Origin of the sequence: Marinobacter excellens LAMA 842, assembly GCF_001574445.1 — a bacterium.
Taxonomy (GTDB): domain Bacteria; phylum Pseudomonadota; class Gammaproteobacteria; order Pseudomonadales; family Oleiphilaceae; genus Marinobacter; species Marinobacter shengliensis.
Window position 1 is genome coordinate 86,702 of record NZ_LOCO01000014.1, and the last position, 20,419, is coordinate 107,120.

The following is a 20,419-nucleotide window of genomic DNA, read 5'->3' on the forward strand; positions in this document are numbered from 1 at the left end:
TTTGGAGTTTGGCGCTGGGCCGGCTGTTGGGGTGGGCCTTTCAAAAGACGCCGTGAACCCATCCATGGGGGCTTGAGCGCAGCATCCCTGCTGCGCACACTTTTGAAAGGCCCACCCCAACATCCGCCCCGACTCCCCAGGCCTGTTAGAGGCGTCTGCCGAGAAAGTGGAGTTGCCACGTTATTCCACATCGAGTTTCAGGCAATCGTAATCAGTTTTTTATGCCGCAATCACAGGAGCCAACCAAGCCGATGTGCGGGAACCCCTCCACAGACTGTGCGCAGCAGGGATGCTGCGCTCAAGCCCCCATGGATGGGTTCACGGCGTGTCTGTGGAGGGGTTCCCGCACAGCGGCGCTTTCGCTAACCAAAGCGGCCAGCACCACTGAAACACACTCCCAACCTAGACTTCGATACTCAACAGCGGCTCCCCGGGAGTAACAGACTTCCCAGGCTCCACATGCATAGCACTGATGGTGCCAGACAGCGTCGCATTCACCTCGAACTCCATCTTCATAGCCTCTACGATCACCAACGGATCACCCTCCGCCACCGTATCCCCCGGCTTCACCAGGCACTTCCAGATATTGCCGGCAATCTCCGCGCTCACCAGCTCCCCAAACCGCTCCAGGTCTGAGGTATCCGGTTTTGGCGGGGCCTTGGCCAGGCGGTCGAGTTCTTCGGCTTCGCTCTCCTTCCACAAAGCCACCTCTTTAGCATAAGCCGCCTGCTGCAGTTTGCGGAACTCGGTGATGGAGCTTTCGTTGGCGTCCAGGAAGGCCTGGTGGGATTTCAGATCGAAGGTTTCTTCTTCGATTTTGATTTCCAGCTTGCCGGCGCGGAACTGGTCGCGCATCTCGGTCAGTTCGTCTTCGGTGACCGGGTAGTAGCATACCTGATCAAAGAACCGTAACAGCCAGGGGGCGTCTTCGGCGAATTGTTTGTTTTTCAGGTATTTGTTCCAGATCGGCAGGGTTCGGCCCACCAGCTGGTAGCCGCCGGGGGAATCCATGCCGTAGATGCACATGTAGATGCCGCCGATGCCTACGGTGCCTTCGGCGGTGTAGGTTCTGGCCGGGTTGTATTTGGAGGTGAGCAACCGGTGGCGTGGGTCCAGGGGCACGGCGCAGGGGGCGCCGAGGTAGACGTCGCCCAGGCCCAGTACCAGGTAGCGGGCGGAGAAGAGCACGTCTTTGACGTCGTCCCGGCTGGGCAGGCCGTTGATGCGTTGCATGAAGTCGACGTTGTTGGGTAGCCAGGGCGCGGTGTCGCGAACGGACTGGCGGTATTTCTCCACGGCTTCCAGGGTGGCGCTGTCTTCGAAGGCCATGGGCAGGTGGATAACCCGGCTGCGCACTTTCAGTTCGTCGGTGGGCGGCAGGGTGGCTTCCAGGTCCAGCAGGTAGGTCATCAGCGCTTCCTGGGACAGCAGGCGGGCGTCGTACCTCAGCTGCAGGGAGCGCACGCCGGGGGACAGTTCCAGCAGGCCGTTGGGTTGTACATCGGCGATGGCTTCCATCAGGGCGTGGATGCGCATGCGGGCGCCCAAGTCCAGCACGTTGGCGCCGTATTCCAGCAGGATGTACTGGTCACCGGCCTGGCGGTAGGTCACTTCCGGGCGGCCGTCGGTTTCGTCCAGGTGCGCCAGGATGGTGGCAGACAAACCGTTCAATGGCGCCAGGTCAGGCGCCACCAGGGTGACCGCCGGCGGGGCCATCAGGCTCTTGATGGCCAGTTCCTGGCGTTCGGCCAGTTGCACCGCCGTGTCGTTATCAATCGCTACAAACCGGATGGTGTCGCCGGGTTTTACCTGGCCGACTTTCCACAACTCGGCTTTGGCGATGGTCACGGGGCACACAAAGCCGCCCAGGCTGGGGCCATCCTTGGTGAGAATCACCGGCATGTCGCCGGTAAAGTTGATGGAGCCGATGGCGTATTCGGTGTCGTGGATGTTGGACGGGTGCAGGCCCGCCTCGCCGCCGTCTTCACGGGTGAATTCCGGTTTCGGGCCGTTCAGACGGATGCCCAGGCGGTTGGAGTTGTAGTGTACTTCCCAATCCTGCTCGAAGAACTTCTCGATGGATTTTTCCGAGAAGAAATCCGGGGCGCCGTGGGGGCCATAGAGCACTCCGATTTCCCAGTGGTTGGGGTAATCCGGAATCAGGTCTGGGTCTGCCGGGGCGGGGTCGTGGGTTGGCCCCGGGGTGGTGCAGGCGGGCAGTTCCAGCTGGCTGATGCCGAGCATGTCGCCTGGGCGCAACGGGCGGCCGCCGTGGCCGCCAAACTGGCCCAGGGCGAAGGTAGACCGGCTGCCCAGGTACACCGGCACATCAAAACCGCCGCGTACCGCCAGATAGGTACGGCAACCTTTGATGGCCTTGCCCACGGCCAGTACCTGGCCGGCTTTGACGGTAATGGGTTTCCAGAATTCCACCGTTTTGCCGTCGAGGGTCGCGTCTGTAAGCGCACCGGTCAGCGCTACTACGGAATCCTTGTGGAATTTCAGGCTGGGGCCGATCAGTGTGGACTCCAGGCCGGCGGCGTCGTTGTGGTTGCCGACAATCCGGTTGGCAATGCGGAAGGCGTAGTCGTCCATCGGGCCACTGGGCGGTACGCCGATGTTCCAGTAACCCACACGGCCAGGGTAATCCTGCACCGTGGTGTAGGTGCCGGGTTTCAGCACCTCGGCCACTGACGGCTTGAACTCAAAGCTCTCCAACGCGCGGGTGGAGACAATGCCATCCTCAAAACTTTGCTGGGCCACCACCTGGCGCAGGTAATCCAGGTTGGTGGCGATGCCCATCAATCGGGTTTCCGCAAGCGCCTGGCGCAGTTTGGCCAGCGCGTCGGCCCGATTGGTGCCGTGCACAATCAGCTTGGCGATCATCGGGTCGTAGTGGGCGGACACTTCACTGCCGTTTTCCACCCAGGTATCCACCCGCACGCCGTGTTCCGGCCAGTACACATCGGTCAGTTCACCGGGGGAGGGCTGGAAATCTTTCAGCGGATCTTCCGCGTAAATGCGCACTTCCATGGACGCGCCGTCCAGTTCCGGCTGGAAGGTGGCCAGGTCCGGGCTTTCGCCGGCGGCGATTTTCAGCATCCACTCGATCAGGTCCAGGCCGGTGACAGACTCGGTCACCGGGTGCTCCACCTGTAAGCGGGTATTCACTTCCAGGAAGTAGAATTCGTCCCGGTCGGCGTCGTAAATGTATTCCACGGTACCGGCAGAGCGGTAATTCACCGACTGCCCGAGGGAGACGGCGGCATCCAGCATGGCCTGGCGCGTGGCGGCCGGCAGGTTAGGCGCCGGCGTTTCCTCTACCACCTTCTGGTTGCGCCGCTGCAGGGAGCAGTCCCGTTCGCCCAGGGCCACCACGTTCCCTTGGCCATCGCCGAACATCTGCACTTCCACATGGCGGGCCCGGGCGATGAAGCGTTCCAGGAACACGCCGCTGTCGTTAAAAAAGCTCTGGCCCTGGCGGCGCACGGTTTCGAAGGCATCCCGCAGTTCGCTGTCGCTGTTGCAGCGGGTCAGGCCGATGCCGCCACCACCGGCGGTGCTTTTCAGCATCACCGGATAGCCCAGGCGCTCGGCGGTTTGCAGGGCTTCGTCCAGGGTTTCCAGCAGGCCGCTGCCCGGGGCCAGGGGCACGCCAGCGGCTTCCGCCAGTTCACGGGCCCGGTGTTTCAGGCCGAATTCGCGCATCTGTTCCGGGGTGGGGCCGATGAACACAATGCCTTCGGCCTCGCAGGTTTCGGCGAAGTCGGCGTTCTCGGACAAAAAGCCGTAACCGGGAATGATGGCTTCCGCGCCGGTTTGTTTGGCCGCCGCCAGAATCTGGGCCTTGTCCAGGTAGGTTTCGCTGGCGCCTTTGCCCACCAATGCCACGGCTTCGTCGGCGGTGGTGACGTGCAGGCTGTGGCGGTCTTCATGGGAGTGAACCGCCACGCTGCCGATGCCCATGGCTTTCAGGGTGCGAATGGTGCGAACGGCGATTTCGCCTCGGTTGGCGATCAGGACTTTCTTGAACATGTTGTTTGGTCTCCGGAGTAGGTGGATCAGGCCCTGGATTTAATGAAAGCTCGCCAGCCGCCGAATTCGGTGACGTCGCGGGCGCCGGTGAAGCCGTAGCCTTCGCAGATAAAGCCGTTCACCCAGCGGCCATCGGCCAGCTCAACATTGCCGATGCCCAGGGGGGCGGGGATCAGGTCGACGAAGGAGCCGAATTCCGAGGCGGCCATTTCCCAGACTTCCAGCACAATTTCGGCGCCGCCGTCTTCCACCCGCTTCAGGCCCGGTTTGGGCGGAGTGGTGTTGGGCAGGGCGTACAGGCGGTAATTGGGCGTGGTGGTGGTTTGCTCCAGCAGCCGGGCCTTGCGTTCGGTAAGCTGGGTGTTCAGGGGCATGCCGGATAAATGGGCGCCGACTACCGCTACCTGAATGGTCGGAACGGCCGGTTGGTAAGTAACCACTTCCTCCGGTCGGGCTTTATCTGTGGCGCCCAGGGGTGTTGGGTGGGCATTCAGCCAATGGCTGGCCAGGGTTTGCAGTTCCCGGTCTTTCCAGGCACCGCTTATCAAGGTCACGCCAAAGGGCAGGCCGTCGTCCCGGAAGCCGGCGGGCACCGCCAGGGCGCACATATCCGCCAGGTTCACGAAGTTGGTGTAAGTGCCCAGCTGGCTGTTCAGTGCTACCGGGTCGGCATTCACCGCTTCAATGGTCGGGGCGATGGGCGCGGTGGGCACCAGCAGGCCGTCTACTTCTGCCAGGAGGCTGTCGATCTGCCGCAGCAGCTCTTCCTTGCGGTACTGGGCGTTGAAGGTGTCGGTGGCGGTGAAGCGTTCGGCTTTGCTGATAATGGAGCGCACCGTCTCGTTCATATCGCCGGCGTGGCCTGCCATAAACCCTTTAACGGCCGCGTGGCGCTCGGCTACCCAGGGGCCTTCATAAAGCAGGGCGGCCAACTCCAGCAGCGGGCTGAAATCCAGCGGCACCAGTTCAACACCGGCGGTATCCAGCTGGCGCCACTGGCCCAACGCGGTATTCCAGGCCGCTTCCGCCTGCTGGTCACCAAAGAACTCGGGGTGTTCAGGAATGGCCAGGCGCTGCACCGGGCCGGGGCGGCGAAGGGCTGGGGCATCCAGGGGCAGGGCGCTGGGTGCTTTCCGGGAAAAGGCATCGGCGGAATCAAAGCCCGCCATCACCTCTGCCACCAGGGCGGCATCGCCAATGGTCAGGCCGAACACCGAGACACAGTCCAGCGACCGGCAGGCTGGCACCACACCGTTAATGCTGAACAGGCCTTTGGTGGGTTTCAGCCCCACCAGGTTGTTCAGGCCGGCGGGCACGCGGCCGGAGCCGGCGGTGTCTGTGCCCAGGGCAAAGGGCACCAGGCCCCGTGCCACCACAGAGGCAGAACCAGAGCTGGAACCGCCGCTGATCACCTTCGGGTTAACACTGTTGGGTACCGCACCATAGGGCGACCGGGTGCCCACCAGCCCGGTGGCGAACTGGTCCAGATTGGTTTTGCCAATCACCACGGCGCCGGCGGCTTTCAGTTTGCGCACCACGGTGGCGTCTTGTTCGGGGGTGTAGGCAAAGGCCGGGCAGGCGGCGGTGGTTTCAAAGCCGGCGGCATCAATGTTGTCTTTCACCGCGAACGGAATGCCATAAAGCGGTAACTGCTCCAGATCACCGTCAACGGTTTCCAGCTGGTCTGCCAATCCGGCCATGGCCTGGTGGAAGCCGTCTTCGCCCAACCGGGAGATCCAGGCGTTGTCGTCACCTTTCAGGTAATCCAGCAGTTTGCTGATCAGGGCTTCTGGCTCGGCGCCTTCTCTGTAGGCCTGTTGCCAGTCTGCGATCGTCCATCCAAGGGTGGTTGGCATGGGGTGGTGTCCTCATGTGTGGTCAAACTTGTATACATGAGCAATGGCAAGCTGCGTGCCAGACACCGGATAAACGTCACTATTTCAATAAAAACAGTTGGTTAATGGTTTTTGCGTGATGAGTGTGCAAAACCGGCGTGCACCAGTAAGGCGCAGAATCACGCCAGAAGGCACCAAAATCAGGCCTCAATCCGGGTAAATCACCGGCCCTGGCGGCCTTTGGATAGCTTGTATACTAGATAACTTATTGGTTTTTCGTGCTTTTTGTAGGAGTTGGAACGGCAGATGCAATCACCCCGTTGCGTTTGACGACTCATAACCCAACGAAAAGGACGCGCAACATGAGCATCAAAAAACACGTGAAAATGGGCCTGTCTGCACTGGTACTGTCTGTCTCCTTCCACGCCATGGCGGCGGAAGACCCCATCAAAGTGGGCATTCTGCATTCCCTCTCCGGCACCATGGCCATCAGTGAAACCGCACTGAAAGACACCATGCTGATGCTGATCGAAAAGCAGAACGCCGAAGGCGGTGTACTGGGCCGCAAACTGGAGCCGGTCGTAGTAGACCCCGCCTCTAACTGGCCGCTGTTCGCTGAGCGGGCACGGGAACTGCTGGAAAAAGAAAAAGTAGACGTGATTTTCGGCAACTGGACCTCGGTTTCCCGTAAATCCGTGCTGCCGGTGGTGGAAGAACTGAACGGCCTGCTGTTCTACCCGGTGCAGTACGAGGGTGAGGAATCTTCTGAAAACGTCTTCTACACTGGCGCTGCGCCCAACCAGCAGGCCATTCCAGCGGTGGATTACCTGAAGAACGAACTGGGTGTTGAACGCTGGGTACTGGCGGGCACCGATTACGTTTACCCGCGCACCACCAACCGCATCCTGGAAACCTACCTGAAAGACCAGGGCGTGGCCGATGCAGACATCATGATCAACTACACCCCGTTTGGTCATTCCGACTGGCAGTCCATCGTTTCCGACATCAAGAGCTTCGGCAGCGCCGGCAAGAAAACCGCCGTGGTTTCCACCATCAACGGCGACGCCAACGTGCCGTTCTACCGGGAGCTGGGTAACCAGGGCGTATCCGCCTCCGACATTCCCGTGGTGGCCTTCTCCGTGGGCGAGCAGGAGCTTTCCGGCATCGACACCGCGCCGCTGGTGGGCCACCTCGCCGCCTGGAACTACTTCATGAGCGTGGATAACGAGGCCAACTACGACTTCATCGACGCCTGGGTAGAGTTCAAGGGCGACGAAAAAGCCGTCACCAACGACCCCATGGAAGCCCACTACATCGGCTTCAATATGTACGTTGAGGCGGTGAAAAAAGCCGGCACCACCGATGTCGACGCCATCAAAGACGCGATCATCGGCGTAGCCGTACCCAACCTCACCGGCGGCATTGCCACCATGATGCCCAACCACCACATCACCAAACCGGTACTGATTGGCGAAATCCAGGACAACGGCCAGTTCTCCGTGGTCTGGGAAACGCCGTCTACCGTGGCCGGCGATGCCTGGTCTGACTTCCTGCCGGGTTCCAAAGACCTGATCAGTGACTGGCGCGCCCCGCTGCGTTGCGGCAACTTCAACGTGGTCACCGGTAAGTGCGGTGGCTCTGCGGAAGTGGCTTCCAACTAAGTGAACCAGCCGGGCAGGTGAGCCTGCCTGCCCGGCTTTTCCACCCTGATTTCAACGCCAACAGGAATGAACCATGAGCATCTTCCGACTGCTCGCCGGGCTCGCTTTGGCCTGGTGCCTGGCCCTGGGGCCTGCGGTGGCCACTGCCCAGGTGCAGGACGACACCGCCCAAACCCTATTGCAACGGCTCGCAGAAGCCAGCAACGCTGAAAAAAGCAAGGTACTGAAACAGATTGCAGAAAGCGGAGATGAACGTGCCCGTGGCTGGCTGGAAGCCTTTGCCGGCGGCCGCCTGGCAACGGTGAAATCCTCTGGCTACGTGGTGCTGGTAACCAGTAACACCGGCCGCAATTGGCAGGTGGCCAGCGCCGTGACCGGTGACAGCATGGGCGAGATGTCTCGCCGTGATCTGGACAGCATTCGGGTGAACAACGCCCTGCGCAGCCAGGTGGAAGGCATTCTCTCGGTGGTCGACCTGAGCGTGGCTGATCACCGCACCCGCCGCGCCGCCGCCCGCCATTTGCTGGGCCGGGTAGATACCGTAACCGCACCGTTGATTGAAGAACGGCTTGAGGTGGAAGACAACGACCGGGTGCGGGAACTGCTCGCCAATGCCCTGGCCATCCACCAACTGGAACAAGGCGACATCAACGCCATCGAACAACTCTCCGGCAGCCTGAACTCCCGCGTGCGGGCTGCTTTGAATAATGCGGCCAGCAGTGACGACCCGGCCATCGCCGCGGCTGCCGAAAAAGCCCTGGCCAGCATCGAGCAGAAACTGAAACTGAACAAAGCGGCTGAGACCCTTTACTTCGGCCTCTCCCTCGGCTCGGTACTGGTACTGGCCGCCATCGGCCTGGCCATCACCTTCGGCGTGATGGGCGTGATCAACATGGCCCATGGTGAGCTGATTATGCTGGGTGCCTACACCACCTGGGGCATGCAGCAACTGTTTCCCGGCCAACCGGGGCTGGCGCTGATTCTGTCCATCCCAGCCGGGTTCATGGTGGCCGCGCTGGCGGGCATCATCATCGAGCGCAGCGTGATCCAGCACCTTAAAGGCCGCCCGCTGGAAACCCTGCTGGCCACCTTCGGCATCAGCCTGATTCTGCAGCAACTGGTGCGCACCGTGATCTCACCGCTCAACCGCACCGTGGTTACCCCGGAGTGGATGAGCGGCTCCATCATGATCAACGAGGCGCTATCCCTCACCCTTAACCGCCTGTACGTGATCGGCTTTGCCCTGGTGGTGTTTGCCGGGCTGATGCTAATCATGCGCCGCACCCGTTTGGGGCTGGAAGTGCGCGCCGTCACCCAGAACCGCGCGATGGCCCGCTCCATGGGCATCAAAGCCACCAAAGTGGACATCATGACCTTTGCCCTCGGCTCCGGCGTGGCCGGGCTGGCGGGCGTGGCGCTGTCACAGATCACCAACGTAGGCCCCAACCTGGGCCAGAACTACATCATCGATTCGTTCATGGTGGTGGTGTTCGGCGGCGTGGGTAACCTCTGGGGCACCCTGGTAGCAGGGCTGACCCTGGGCACCATCAACCAGGTTCTGGAACCATGGGCTGGCGCGGTACTGGCCAAGATCATGGTGCTGGTAATGATCATCCTGTTCATTCAAAAACGGCCGAGGGGGCTCTTCCCCCAGAAAGGCCGAGCGGCGGAGGGCTGAGTTATGGCTTCATCACAAACCTGGCTGCTCCGGCCCCTGCAGGAGCGCTCAACCCAGATCTTCCTGGGCGTGCTGTTCAGCGCCTTGATAGTAGTCACTTTTCTGCATCTGTTCATGCCCCAGGACAGCGCCCTGCACGTGAGCGCCTATACGGTTACCCTGCTGGGTAAATACCTGTGTTACGCCTTGCTGGCGGTGGCGGTGGACCTGGTGTGGGGTTACCTGGGCATTCTCAGCCTGGGCCACGGCGCCTTTTTTGCCCTGGGCGGCTACGCCATGGGTATGTACCTGATGCGCCAGATCGGCGACCGGGGCGTGTACGGCGACCCGGTACTGCCAGACTTCATGGTGTTCCTGAACTGGGACACACTGCCCTGGTACTGGCAGGGCTTCGACATGGCCTGGTTTGCCTTCATCATGGTGCTGCTGGCGCCGGGCTTGTTGGCACTGGTTTTCGGCTTTCTGGCCTTCCGCTCCCGGGTAACCGGGGTGTACCTGTCCATCATCACCCAGGCGCTTACCTTCGCGTTGATGCTGGCCTTCTTCCGCAACGAAATGGGCTTTGGCGGCAACAACGGCCTGACCGATTTCCGGGAGATTCTGGGCTTCAACCTGCGCAGCGATGCCACCCGCCTGGGACTGTTCATAGCCACCGGCATCGCCCTGGCCATCGGCTACCTGATTTGCCGGGGCATTGTCACCAGCAAGCTGGGCCGGGTGAGTGTGGCCTGCCGCGACGCTGAAGCCCGCACCCGCTTTTTGGGGTACCGGGTAGAACGGGTGCAGCTGTTCGTGTTCGTGGTGTCAGCCATGCTGGCGGGCGTGGCCGGGGCCCTGTATGTGCCGCAGGTGGGCATCATCAACCCCAGCGAATTCTCGCCGCTGTTCTCCATCGAAATCGTGGTGTGGGTGGCCCTGGGTGGCCGCGCAACGCTGTACGGTGCCGTGATTGGCGCCATCCTGGTGAACTACGCCAAAACCGTGTTCACCGGCGTAATGCCGGACGCCTGGCTGTTCGCCCTGGGCGCGCTGTTTGTGCTGGTGACCGTGTTCCTGCCCAAGGGCATTGCCGGCCTGCTGCAAAAGCGCAGAAAGGCCAAAGACGAAGATACCACCACCGGGCAGGAGGCCACCGCATGAGCATGTTCGAACAACTCACCAACCGCGACCGGGTATTTGAATTCCTGGCCCCGGCCGCCTCCCCGGTGGATGTGCGCCACGGCCCCATCCTGTACCTGGAAGACGTTAATGTGAGTTTTGATGGCTTCAAGGCCATCAACAACCTGAACCTGACCATCGACGACGGCGAGCTGCGCTGCATCATCGGCCCCAACGGCGCGGGCAAAACCACCATGATGGACATCATCACCGGTAAAACCCGCCCGGATACCGGCTCCGTATGGTTCGGCAGCCGCCACAACCTGCTGACCATGAACGAGCCGGACATCGCCAGCCTCGGCATCGGCCGCAAGTTCCAGAAACCCACGGTGTTTGAAGCCCTCACCGTGTTTGAAAACCTGGAACTGGCCATGGCCGCCGACAAGCGCATATTCCCAACCCTGACCGCCGTCATGAAACCCGAATACCGGGACCGCATCGACGAAGTGCTGGAGATGATCAAACTCAAAACCCTGCGCGACAAACCCGCCGGCATCCTCTCCCACGGCCAGAAACAGTGGCTGGAAATCGGCATGCTGCTGATGCAGAAACCCCGGCTGCTGCTGGTGGATGAACCCGTGGCCGGCATGACCGAACAGGAAATGGAACGCACCGCCGAACTGCTCACCAGCCTCGCCGGCAAACAGTCCGTAGTGGTGGTAGAGCACGACATGGGGTTTGTGCGCTCCATCGCCCGCCAGGTCACCGTGCTGCACCAGGGCAGCGTGCTGGCCGAAGGCTCCATGGACCAGGTCTCCAACGACCCGGAAGTGATCAAGGTATACCTGGGGGAGGAGGCGTAATGCTCAAGATCCAGAAACTCAACCAATACTACGGCGAAAGCCACACCCTCTGGGACCTGGACCTGGACATCCCCCAGGGCCAGTGCACCTGCGTGATGGGCCGCAACGGCGTGGGCAAAACCACCCTGATGAAATGCATCATGGGCGAGGAAACCACCAGCAGCGGCAGCATCGAATTTGCCCAAGATGTGGAACTGACCAAAAAGAAAATCGAAGACCGATCACGCTTCGGCATCGGCTACGTGCCCCAGGGCCGGCAAATTTTCCCCCTGCTGACCGTGGAAGAAAACCTGCGCACCGGCCTGGCCGTGCGCAAGGACGGCAGCAAGAAAATCCCCGAGCGGGTGTATGAGCTGTTTCCGGTGTTGAAGGAAATGAAACACCGCAGGGGGGGTGACCTTTCTGGCGGGCAGCAACAGCAGTTGGCGATTGGCCGGGCGCTGGTGATTGAGCCCAGGTTGCTGATTCTGGATGAGCCGGGGGAGGGGATTCAGCCGAACATTGTGGCGCAGATTGGGGAGGTTATTCGCAAATTGATCGAAGAGGATGGACTTACTGTGCTGCTGGTTGAGCAGAAGTTGCCGTTTGCGCGGAAGTATGCGGATCGGTTTGCTATTTTGGATCGGGGGCGGCGGGTTGCTGAAGGGCGGGTTGAGGAGCTTTCTGATCAACTGATTAAAAAGCACCTTACAGTATGATGGCTTGCACAAGCTTATCCGTCAGCAGAAATCGCAAGAGGCTATATCGGCGTTTTGCTTAGAAAGATTGGCTGCGCTGGTCGGGGTGGCTTCAGTCTCTCGGCCGCAGCCTTCTATATGCTCTTACTGTGATCAGTTTAGGTAGCTCGACACTGAGAACCAAGTTTGCTCGTCTAGCTAGGGAAACAGGCAGCATGCACTGCTGTAAGTAGCGGAATTTTACAGTCTTTTACAACAAGCAACGGGTACCTAAAGTTAAGCTGGCAAAGCTGCTTGGGTAAGCCGGCAGCTTTTTGCTGCAAGCCTCACAAGCATGGATGTCTGCCAAGCAATTGAAAAACATAATATTTTAAGTGGGTATTGTAGTTTGATGGTTTCAATATTTTCGGGTCGAAGACTACCGTACATAGGCTATTTCATCTATGATAACTTTGCGATATATAGAAATAGCAGTGGAAAGTGAAATAATCATGAACTTCAAAGATTTTCCAGACGCGGAGTTGTATACTTTCTTTCACGAGCTCAAAGCAGAGATGAGCCGTCGAAAGTTAGCAATTGATGTTGGTAAAATTGGTGAGGAAAGGGTTATAGAGTTCTTTTCACAAAGTACCAGTTTGCCTAACTTGACAGATGCCGCCCCTGGCACAAAAAATGTGGATGCTCTATCCAGACACGGTGAAAGATACTCCATAAAGACAGTATTAACTTCAATAAAAACTAGCTCAATATATCCTGAGCCAGAAGATGAGAAGCAATCTTTTGAGTATATGGTAATTTTGAAGTTAAACTCAAATTTCTCTATAAAAGAAATGTATCGAATTAGCTGGGCTGAGTTTTTACTTGTTCGGGCATGGGATAAAAGGATGAGTTCCTGGTATGTTCCTGTAAACAAAAAGAGATTAAAAAATGTTGAACGGATTGTTTAGCTAAAAACTGGAGCATGCTGTGGCAAAACTAAATCCCAGGGCTAGAATTATTCGAACGATTGGTGATCAGCTTATAAGTGGACCGGAAGCGGCTATTATTGAGTTGGTAAAGAATTCGTATGATGCTGATTCGTCTGAAGTTTCTGTTGTTTTTAATAAAGATGATTTGGGAAGGTTATCTATCACAGTCAAAGATTGTGGCCATGGGATGACTCGCTCAGAGATATTAGATACTTGGTTTGAACCAGCGACAAACACAAAAGTTAAGAACCCAAGCTCACGAAGCGGAAGCCGGCGAATGCTCGGCGCTAAGGGGATTGGACGTTTTGCCGTTTCTAGGTTGGGAAAAATCAGCTTGATGACATCGGTGGCTGAAATCAGGTCCGAGTCAAAAAGCATACTTCAAAAGTCGACTGTCTATATCGATTGGTCTCAATTCACAGCTGACAGATACCTCCATGAAATAGAAATTGATATCGATTCGGAGAACTTGTACTCGAGCGTTGAAACTGGTGTAGAAATTGAGATAACAGATCTTCGCGATGTTTGGTCCAAAAGACAGCTTGAGAGGTTGATTATTGAGTTGAGGCGTCTTGCTCATCCTCAGGAAGACGATGCTTTTAGCATCAGACTCGATATAAGTTGTTTTTCCAAGAAGGATGATGGGTTCTCCGGATCCGATCTTTTTGATGAGCATAATTCTGACGTTTTTGTTAATTCTGATCCTGATTACGATAAGTACTTAATTAGACCGTTTGCTGTCGGAGATACTTCCGATTATAAGTTGGTCGGAGACTTTGATAAGGATGGAAAGTTTTCGGGATCGTTTCAGATACAGAAGGGTGACGGTGTTGTTCATGACTTGATCATAGCGCCACCTAAGATGTCAGAAGATGAGAAGGCGTGTGGTCCTGTATCTATTAAATTCAATATTTATGATAGGGAGCAAGATTCGATACGCCAGTTATTTGAAAGAATGGAAATTAATTTTGATAAGATTGGTATTCGAAGAGCAAGAAAGATTCTAACCGATATGTCTGGGATTTCTATTTCTCGTAATGGTTTTCGGATTCGACCATACGGTAGCCCTGATCATGATTGGCTAGAATTACAAGCGAAGAGAATTCAGGATCCATCAAAAAAATTAGGTTCGGATCAGGTTTCCGGATATGTTCTCATTAAAAGTGAGGGGGAGTCCGGAATAGTTGAGCGAAGTAGCCGTGAGGGGCTAGAAATAACTCCTGAGTTTAATAGATTGAGAAGTCTAATTATATCGTTGCTGCCTCACGTAGAAGAGCGACGTTTTAAATTTAGAGAAAAAGCGGGTTTAAGTAGACGGCCTTCAACTAATACGGATAAGGCGCGGGATGCGGCAAAGTTAAAGCGAACCACCCGTGCTCTGGAGAAGGTTCCCGAAGAGTATAGAGAAAAACTGGCTAATGCACTGCAGAAAGATACAGCAACGTTGTATGAAATGCTTGATGAGGTCGATAGCTATCAAAAAGTTCTTCAGTCTAGAGCATCATTGGGTTTGGTTGTTGCGGAAGTCGTACATGAAGGTAGACGTCTTTTAGACCCAATGTTTTCGTCTATAAAAGAGTTAAGATCTGATTGGGAGTTAGCATTTAGCGATAATGAACTGGGTAAATTATATAGAAAGCACTTCCCAGAGAATATTGAAATGGCGTTTAAAGGAGGAAAGGGTCTAGCTTCTTTATTTAAGAAGCTGGATCCGGTCTCTGGTCGGAAAAGAGGTCGCCCTGCTAACTTTTATTTTCGCTCAATTCTGGATTCGGCTCTTTCAATTCTTTCAGTGCCAATAGAGTCCAATAGTATTAAGCTTTCTATAGATAATATTGATTCGCTTATTTGCTACGGCTACAAAGAAGATGTTCAAGCGTGTCTTTTGAATTTGTTTGAAAACGCAATTTTTTGGCTTGGCAGTAATTCTAGTGAAGATAGAGAAATTGAAATTGTAGGTGAGTATTTTAAAAATAAAGTTAGGGTGCGTGTTTCAAATAACGGTCCCCTTATCAATGACGAATATAGGGATAGAGTATTTGATGCTGGGTTCTCTTTAAAATCGGATGGTACTGGCTTAGGGCTTGCGATCGCACGCGAAACCTGTAGAGCTAGTAAAGGTGACTTGAAATTGGATCTTAACGACATAAATACAACTTTTATAGTTGAGATTCCAAAGGGACAGGAAAATGATTGATATTAGGATATTAGTTGTTGAGGATGATGATGCGCAGCTCGAAACTTGGTCGCGACAGTTGAGCAGGTTTAATACAAAGAATGGGACTGAGTTTGTCATTGATAAAGCGAGGACATTTTCAGAGGCCTTCTCACTCATCTCAGCTCGAAAATATGACGCTGCAGTGATCGATATTAGACTGAAAAGAGATGGAGGCGTAAAAGACGCCACCCACGATGGGAATGAAGTTAGAAAGATGCTTTTGGATACAGAGCTTGCAGTAGTTGCACATGTAACTGGTGAACCAAACGCATCGGATATGGCCGATGAGTCTCGGATTGTTAAAGTGTTCGTCAAAGGTGGTGACGATGACCAGGAGCAGCCTATACAATATGAAATCTTGAGCTGGATTGATCAACAGACTCCTATGATTTCGGCGATTAGGGAGTCGAAGAAGTTAATTAAGACTCATTTAGCTCACGTTTTTTGTCAATCAATATGGCCTCGTTGGGAAAATTGGGCATTAAAAGATGCCGAAGACTTTCTCAGCTTAAGTTTGGCGAGACATTTATCTTCACATCTCCATACTGACCTGTTATATGGAAGTGATGGAAAGGTCCACCCTGAAGAATGGTATTTTTTACCTCCGACTAGGTCTGAATTTCAAACAGGCGACATTACTTCTGATGCTGAAAATCAGTTGATATTGGTTAGTCCACGTTGCGATCTCGAACGACTGGAGCCAGGTGATACGCTTTTGTTTGCAAAAATGCTTGATGTGTCTGGAGAGTGGGCGAATGACTTGGATAAGCTAAGTGAGAAGTCTGCCGAACTCCATAGGCAGATTTCCGATGCCTTTAACTCGGGAAATGTGCAGAAGGCTGAAAGTTTGAAAAGAAAGATAGCTGGAGAGGAGTCAACGTTTAGGCAAAAATACTCCGGACACTTGCGCAATAAATTTTCATTCCACTTCTTGCCAAAAATCAACACTTCAGATGGCAAGGGGGTCGGGCCATTTTTCGTTGATTTCAGCCATATACTGCCTGTGGAGTATGAGTCTGAGAAGTTTAACGAGTTAAAGAGATCCCGTATTGCTTCTTTATCTCCAGCATTCTTACCATCGCTGGTCCAAAGGCTGGGTGCTTACATAAGCAGAATTGGATCGCCGGACTATAGTCATATCCATTGAGTTTCGTGAGCGTTTTTTTCGTTATATCAAGCTGAATTGAGGTGAAGGATGAGGTTATTGTCCGTTATTTTCAATCTCAATAAGTTTATTGAATATTGCCTTCATTACTGGTGAGCATACGCCGTTTCCACAAAGCTTAACTTTGTCTCTTCGGCTGCCGTGAGGTAGCTGGTGTTCGCTGCCCGCTCCCATGGCTCTCAAGAGTTCATCAGGTTGCAGCATTCTCAGATACGGGATGTCGTTTTGCCAAGTGACTAATCCAAAGCGATCCAGTGTTGTCACCGTACGTAGCGGAACATCCAAGGACTGCCAGCCGCCAGCGTAGTCTGAACCATAGTAGACGATAATAAAGTTCTTGCCTCTTCCAAGCTCGGCAATCGCTCTTTCGGCACGCAACAAGGTTGCTGTAGCTCGCTTTTCCGTGTAGAGCGGTCTGCTTTGGTACTTTCCGGTTTTATCGACAATGGATCGTGCAGATTTAATCTTTCCGGCGTACAGGACTTTCAGGTCTTCCTCAGATATTTTCGATCCATTTCTATCACAAACTAAGAACATACGTTTGCGAGCCTGGGGAGCGCCAAAGTCAGCGGCGTTGAGGTAAAGGTCATTAACTTCATACCCTTTGGAGCGAATATCGTTGACGAGCTCGCTGTGCCTCCCCCATTTCCTCATGCGGTTGACGTTCTCGACGATGAGCCAGCGTGGTTGCATGGCCTCTAGCCAGGGAACAATTCCAATTGCTGTTTCTCTGCTGCGTTCGCAGCTTGGCTTCGCGCCTCTTGCAATAGAGTGAGAAGTGCATTCTGGCGAAGTCAGTAGCACATCCGGATTGTGGTGCTTCGCCAGATCGGACGGGCTCAGGTCCTCAATCGGCGAACAAATCACTTCGGCTGACGGAAAGTTGCTTTTGTATGTCTTTGTTGCTTGGTCCCATGCATCGACTGCGAGTATTGGTGTGGCGCCAGCTGATACAGCGCCGCGTGCCCCAAGCCCTCCGCCACAGAAGAGATCTACGAATTTGAGCATGTTAAGTTTATTGCCTAGATTGCCGGAATTTTGAGATTGTACCAGGCTTTGTCTGTTGAAATGAGGGGTGGGGGAAAATTAATGCATTTAAAGGCGACCGGATGTTGGTGTGAAAGGTGGCAACCATGACTGATGTGGTGCCACCTCAGGTTCGTTCGCGGATGATGGCAGCTGTAAAATGCAAAAATACCAAACCAGAGATGGTTATTCGCTCTGGATTGCATGCACTAGGTTTCCGATACAAGCTGCATGATTCACGCTTGCCCGGAAAGCCAGATTTGGTTCTTCCAAAATACCGGGGGGTCATTCTGGTTAACGGCTGTTTTTGGCACATGCATGAATGTCAGCTTTTTAAGCTGCCATCGACTCGTAAAGAGTTTTGGCGTGAAAAGCTCGAGCGGAATCGTCAAAGGGACTTACGAAATATAGATCGACTCTTGGCATCAGGTTGGAGGGTTATGGTCGTCTGGGAGTGTGCTTTGAAAGGACCGCGGAGGGGCGCAAAGGATACGATCCTGGGAGAGTGTGTCCACTGGCTTTTAAGTGATGTTGAATTCGCGTCCTTGGAGGGTAGGTAAGTGGTCGTTAACTTAGATGGTTGGGGGCCAGATATGGCGATTAATGATACCTCCAACTATCCTGGCACGATATAAAGGCTGAAGTGATGGAACTGTATTCGTTTGATGATGTTGAGGAAAAAGTGTTGGAATCTGAATTTTTCCTCGGAAAGATGGTTGAATCTGCACGAAATTGGTCTGAGTTCAGGTTTTACATCAGCGCGTATCTTTCTGCTGCTCGTTCTATAACGTTTGCCCTGCAGAGGCTAAAAGACATTCCTGGACTTGATGCTTGGTATCAGTCACATAGGAAAGCGCTAAGTAAGAATCCGATAGCAAGGTTCCTCCTTGGTGCAAGGAATAATAATGTACATGGCGGGGGGATTCCTATTGCGAGCGCTGCGTATAGCCAAAATGGTGCAGTTTATCGGTTTAGCGAGCATGATAATCGGAACCCTGATGATGTGCTTGCATGCTGTCGGCTTCACTTCATTGAATTGCTGAAGGTTGTATTAGACTGTTATTTTAAGCTAGGCGTCCACATAGACGCTCAGCAGTACTTCACGCGTGAGCACTTTGATTCAATGGGGCTGTCTATCGATGATGCTGAAGTTGAAATATGGGGGTGGGTAATGACCTCATATATTGAAGAAGGGCTCAATAAAGATGAACGTTGGTATGAGTTGCGAGGCCAGGTTAGTGGTAGTAAATTAAATCATCTTTTTTTGGGTTACCTAAATAAAGTTACGCCGCAGCCTAACCAGCCAGATTATATAAATGACTTTGAGTTTTCATATGATGACAGAGGGTGGAATCATATCCCTGTTGGCTTTGTTTCAGAAGGTGACTATAAAGACTTTATTCAGGATTTTGGGGTGCTGATAGTCTAAAAATAGCGGGGCAGGTCGGTTTCATCGGAAATTGGTAGCGTGCTGAAATCGATGCCTGGAAATTTGGGCAGTTTTTTACGGAAAACCGGAACAGATTACTTTTTTACGTTCCGGTTTTGGTTCATGGGCAATATTATGCGTAGTTTGCCCGGAGCCCGATATGATCAAGCGCAGTTGTTACAGTTTTCGGAACAAGTTTGAGCCGTCTGCGCTGAAGGTTTCTTACTCAAAAAATTACTGTGAGTGCTGCAGTGTGGAGCTGTTTGGTGAGGATTATTTAAGTTTTGCCAGAAAGTCCTCCCCAACTACGCAGAAGAACTTGGCTATCCACTTTGCAGAGCTTCTTTTCGCGGGTACTTGCTTGTTGTTATGGCTTTCGATTGGCCAGTTTTGAAGGCTGATGCTGGGAATCCAATCGGTTCCGGTTCGCGGTCATCGGAAAAATAGACCTGTCCCGGTTTTGCAGACACAGAGGCAGCATGAAGTATTTCGCTTACGGATCGAACATGTCACTCCGCAGATTAAGAGCGAGGGTTCCAAGCGCGGAGCGAATCGGTATGTTCAGGCTGGTTGAGCATGCCCTTCGGTTTCATAAGTGGAGCAGGAAAGACCAATCCGCTAAATGCGACGCACTGTTCACCGGCAATCCGGAGGACTTTGTCATCGGCGCACTGTTTGAGATACCGCGCAGCGAGAAAGGCCCGCTGGACAGGGCTGAGGGGTTGGGTTTCGGTTACGACGAAAAGCGGGTAACGGTTACGGATGCTCTCGAGCCTGTAAATAAATCTGTGTAACTGCCCACCCCATTACAGGTGGCCGTCCAGGCGGTCACCGAATTCGATAATAAAGCGATTCAATGCCGGCTTCCAATCACGGATCGGCATGGTCCATTTCTTTGAGGCCTGCTGGATCGCCAGGAAGGCCACTTTCAGGGCCGAGTCATCGCTTGGGAACAGCTTCCGTCGCTTGGTGGCTTTGCGGATCACGCTGTTCAGCGACTCAATGGCATTGGTGGTGTAGATCACCTTCCGGATCGCCGGAGGATACTCGAAGATGGTAATCAGATTGTCCCAGTGGCTATGCCAAGAGCGAGAGATCTGTGGATATTGGCTGTCCCAGCGTTCTCCAAAGGCCTCCAGTGCCTGCCGGGCTTCGTGTTCTGAGGCAGACTGATAGATCTGCTTCAGATCGGTCGTAACGGCCTTGTAGTCCTTCCAGGACACATAACGCAGTGAGTTGCGAACCATGTGCACGATGCACAGCTGTACCTTGGTCTGCGGGTACTCAGCGGCAATGGCATCCGGGAAGCCCTTGAGACCGTCCACGCAAGCGATCAGGATGTCCTCCAGGCCCCGATTCTTGAGTTCTGTCAGTACCGACAGCCAGAACTTCGCGCCCTCAGTTTCGGCAAGCCACAGGCCCAGCAGTTCCTTCTGGCCTTCCATGTTGATGCCCAGGGCCAAATATAGGGACTTGTTGATCACCCTCTTGTCCTGACGAATTTTCAGAACGATGCAGTCCAGATAGACGATGGGGTAGATCGGATCCAGTGGCCGGTTTTGCCACTCATGAACCTGCTCGATCACCCGCTCCGTGACCTTGGATACGAGCGTCGCCGAGATGTCCGCATCGTACATCTCCTTGAAGGCATCCACGATATCACGGGTGCTCAGGCCCTTGGCGTAAAGCGCCAGGATCTGGTCATCCATCTGAGTCAGGCGGGACTGGCCTTTACGGACGAACTGAGGCTCGAAGGAACCGTCCCG

15 protein-coding genes are annotated in these 20,419 nt (G+C 54.6%); 11 read left to right on the forward strand and 4 right to left on the reverse strand.

The annotated features are described in order from the left end of the window. Positions 1-402: 402 nt before the first annotated feature. On the reverse strand, positions 403-4,035 hold the full coding sequence (uca, locus tag J122_RS12695; RefSeq protein WP_061332624.1) for an urea carboxylase: 3,633 nt from the start codon (positions 4,033-4,035) through the stop codon (positions 403-405). A gap of 26 nt (positions 4,036-4,061) precedes the next feature. After that, positions 4,062-5,891: an allophanate hydrolase gene (gene atzF / locus J122_RS12700; RefSeq protein WP_061332625.1), complete on the reverse strand. Its 1,830-nt coding sequence runs from the start codon at positions 5,889-5,891 to the stop codon at positions 4,062-4,064. A gap of 341 nt (positions 5,892-6,232) precedes the next feature. Between atzF and urtA the strand changes: the two genes are divergently transcribed. The 8 genes from urtA to J122_RS12740 all read left to right on the forward strand — a co-directional run bounded on the left by urtA (position 6,233) and on the right by J122_RS12740 (position 16,180). After that, complete coding sequence (gene urtA, locus J122_RS12705) at positions 6,233-7,531, forward strand: urea ABC transporter substrate-binding protein (RefSeq protein WP_061332626.1); 1,299 nt, start codon at positions 6,233-6,235, stop codon at positions 7,529-7,531. Between the two features lie 73 nt (positions 7,532-7,604). Continuing rightward, entirely contained in the window at positions 7,605-9,209 is a 1,605-nt protein-coding gene (gene urtB / locus J122_RS12710; RefSeq protein ID WP_061332627.1) for an urea ABC transporter permease subunit UrtB, read from the forward strand. 3 nt (positions 9,210-9,212) lie between these two features. Continuing rightward, positions 9,213-10,349 (forward strand): urea ABC transporter permease subunit UrtC, encoded by a 1,137-nt coding sequence (urtC, locus tag J122_RS12715; protein WP_061332628.1) that lies wholly within the window; start codon positions 9,213-9,215, stop codon positions 10,347-10,349. Continuing rightward, on the forward strand, positions 10,346-11,170 hold the full coding sequence (gene urtD / locus J122_RS12720; protein ID WP_061332629.1) for an urea ABC transporter ATP-binding protein UrtD: 825 nt from the start codon (positions 10,346-10,348) through the stop codon (positions 11,168-11,170). Before urtC ends, urtD begins: the two co-directional genes overlap by 4 nt. Next, positions 11,170-11,868: an urea ABC transporter ATP-binding subunit UrtE gene (gene urtE, locus J122_RS12725; protein WP_061332630.1), complete on the forward strand. Its 699-nt coding sequence runs from the start codon at positions 11,170-11,172 to the stop codon at positions 11,866-11,868. Before urtD ends, urtE begins: the two co-directional genes overlap by 1 nt. A gap of 470 nt (positions 11,869-12,338) precedes the next feature. Further along, complete coding sequence (locus tag J122_RS12730; protein WP_156471758.1) at positions 12,339-12,794, forward strand: hypothetical protein; 456 nt, start codon at positions 12,339-12,341, stop codon at positions 12,792-12,794. 19 nt (positions 12,795-12,813) lie between these two features. Continuing rightward, positions 12,814-15,012, forward strand: coding sequence for a sensor histidine kinase (locus J122_RS12735; protein ID WP_082780589.1), 2,199 nt, complete (start codon positions 12,814-12,816; stop codon positions 15,010-15,012). Beyond that, positions 15,005-16,180 (forward strand): response regulator, encoded by a 1,176-nt coding sequence (locus J122_RS12740; protein WP_061332633.1) that lies wholly within the window; start codon positions 15,005-15,007, stop codon positions 16,178-16,180. The genes J122_RS12735 and J122_RS12740 overlap by 8 nt, the downstream gene beginning before the upstream one ends. Before the next feature lie 54 nt (positions 16,181-16,234). Here J122_RS12740 and J122_RS12745 read toward each other — a convergent pair whose 3' ends face one another. Further along, positions 16,235-17,206 carry a DNA cytosine methyltransferase gene (locus J122_RS12745; protein WP_061332634.1) on the reverse strand — a complete coding sequence of 324 codons (972 nt, stop codon included), beginning with the start codon at positions 17,204-17,206 and terminating at the stop codon, positions 16,235-16,237. Between the two features lie 125 nt (positions 17,207-17,331). Between J122_RS12745 and J122_RS21185 the strand changes: the two genes are divergently transcribed. The 3 genes from J122_RS21185 (at position 17,332) to J122_RS12760 (ending at position 19,447) form a co-directional block, all read left to right on the forward strand. Next, entirely contained in the window at positions 17,332-17,784 is a 453-nt protein-coding gene (locus J122_RS21185) for a very short patch repair endonuclease (RefSeq protein WP_082780590.1), read from the forward strand. An 86-nt stretch (positions 17,785-17,870) separates the two neighbouring features. Then, positions 17,871-18,653: a hypothetical protein gene (locus tag J122_RS12750; RefSeq protein WP_061332635.1), complete on the forward strand. Its 783-nt coding sequence runs from the start codon at positions 17,871-17,873 to the stop codon at positions 18,651-18,653. Positions 18,654-19,210: 557 nt separating this feature from the next. Further along, positions 19,211-19,447, forward strand: coding sequence for a gamma-glutamylcyclotransferase family protein (locus tag J122_RS12760; RefSeq protein WP_156471759.1), 237 nt, complete (start codon positions 19,211-19,213; stop codon positions 19,445-19,447). A 12-nt stretch (positions 19,448-19,459) separates the two neighbouring features. Here the strand turns inward: J122_RS12760 and J122_RS12765 are convergent. Next, the coding region (locus J122_RS12765; protein WP_061332638.1) for an IS256 family transposase at positions 19,460-20,419 on the reverse strand (960 nt) is incomplete at its 5' end.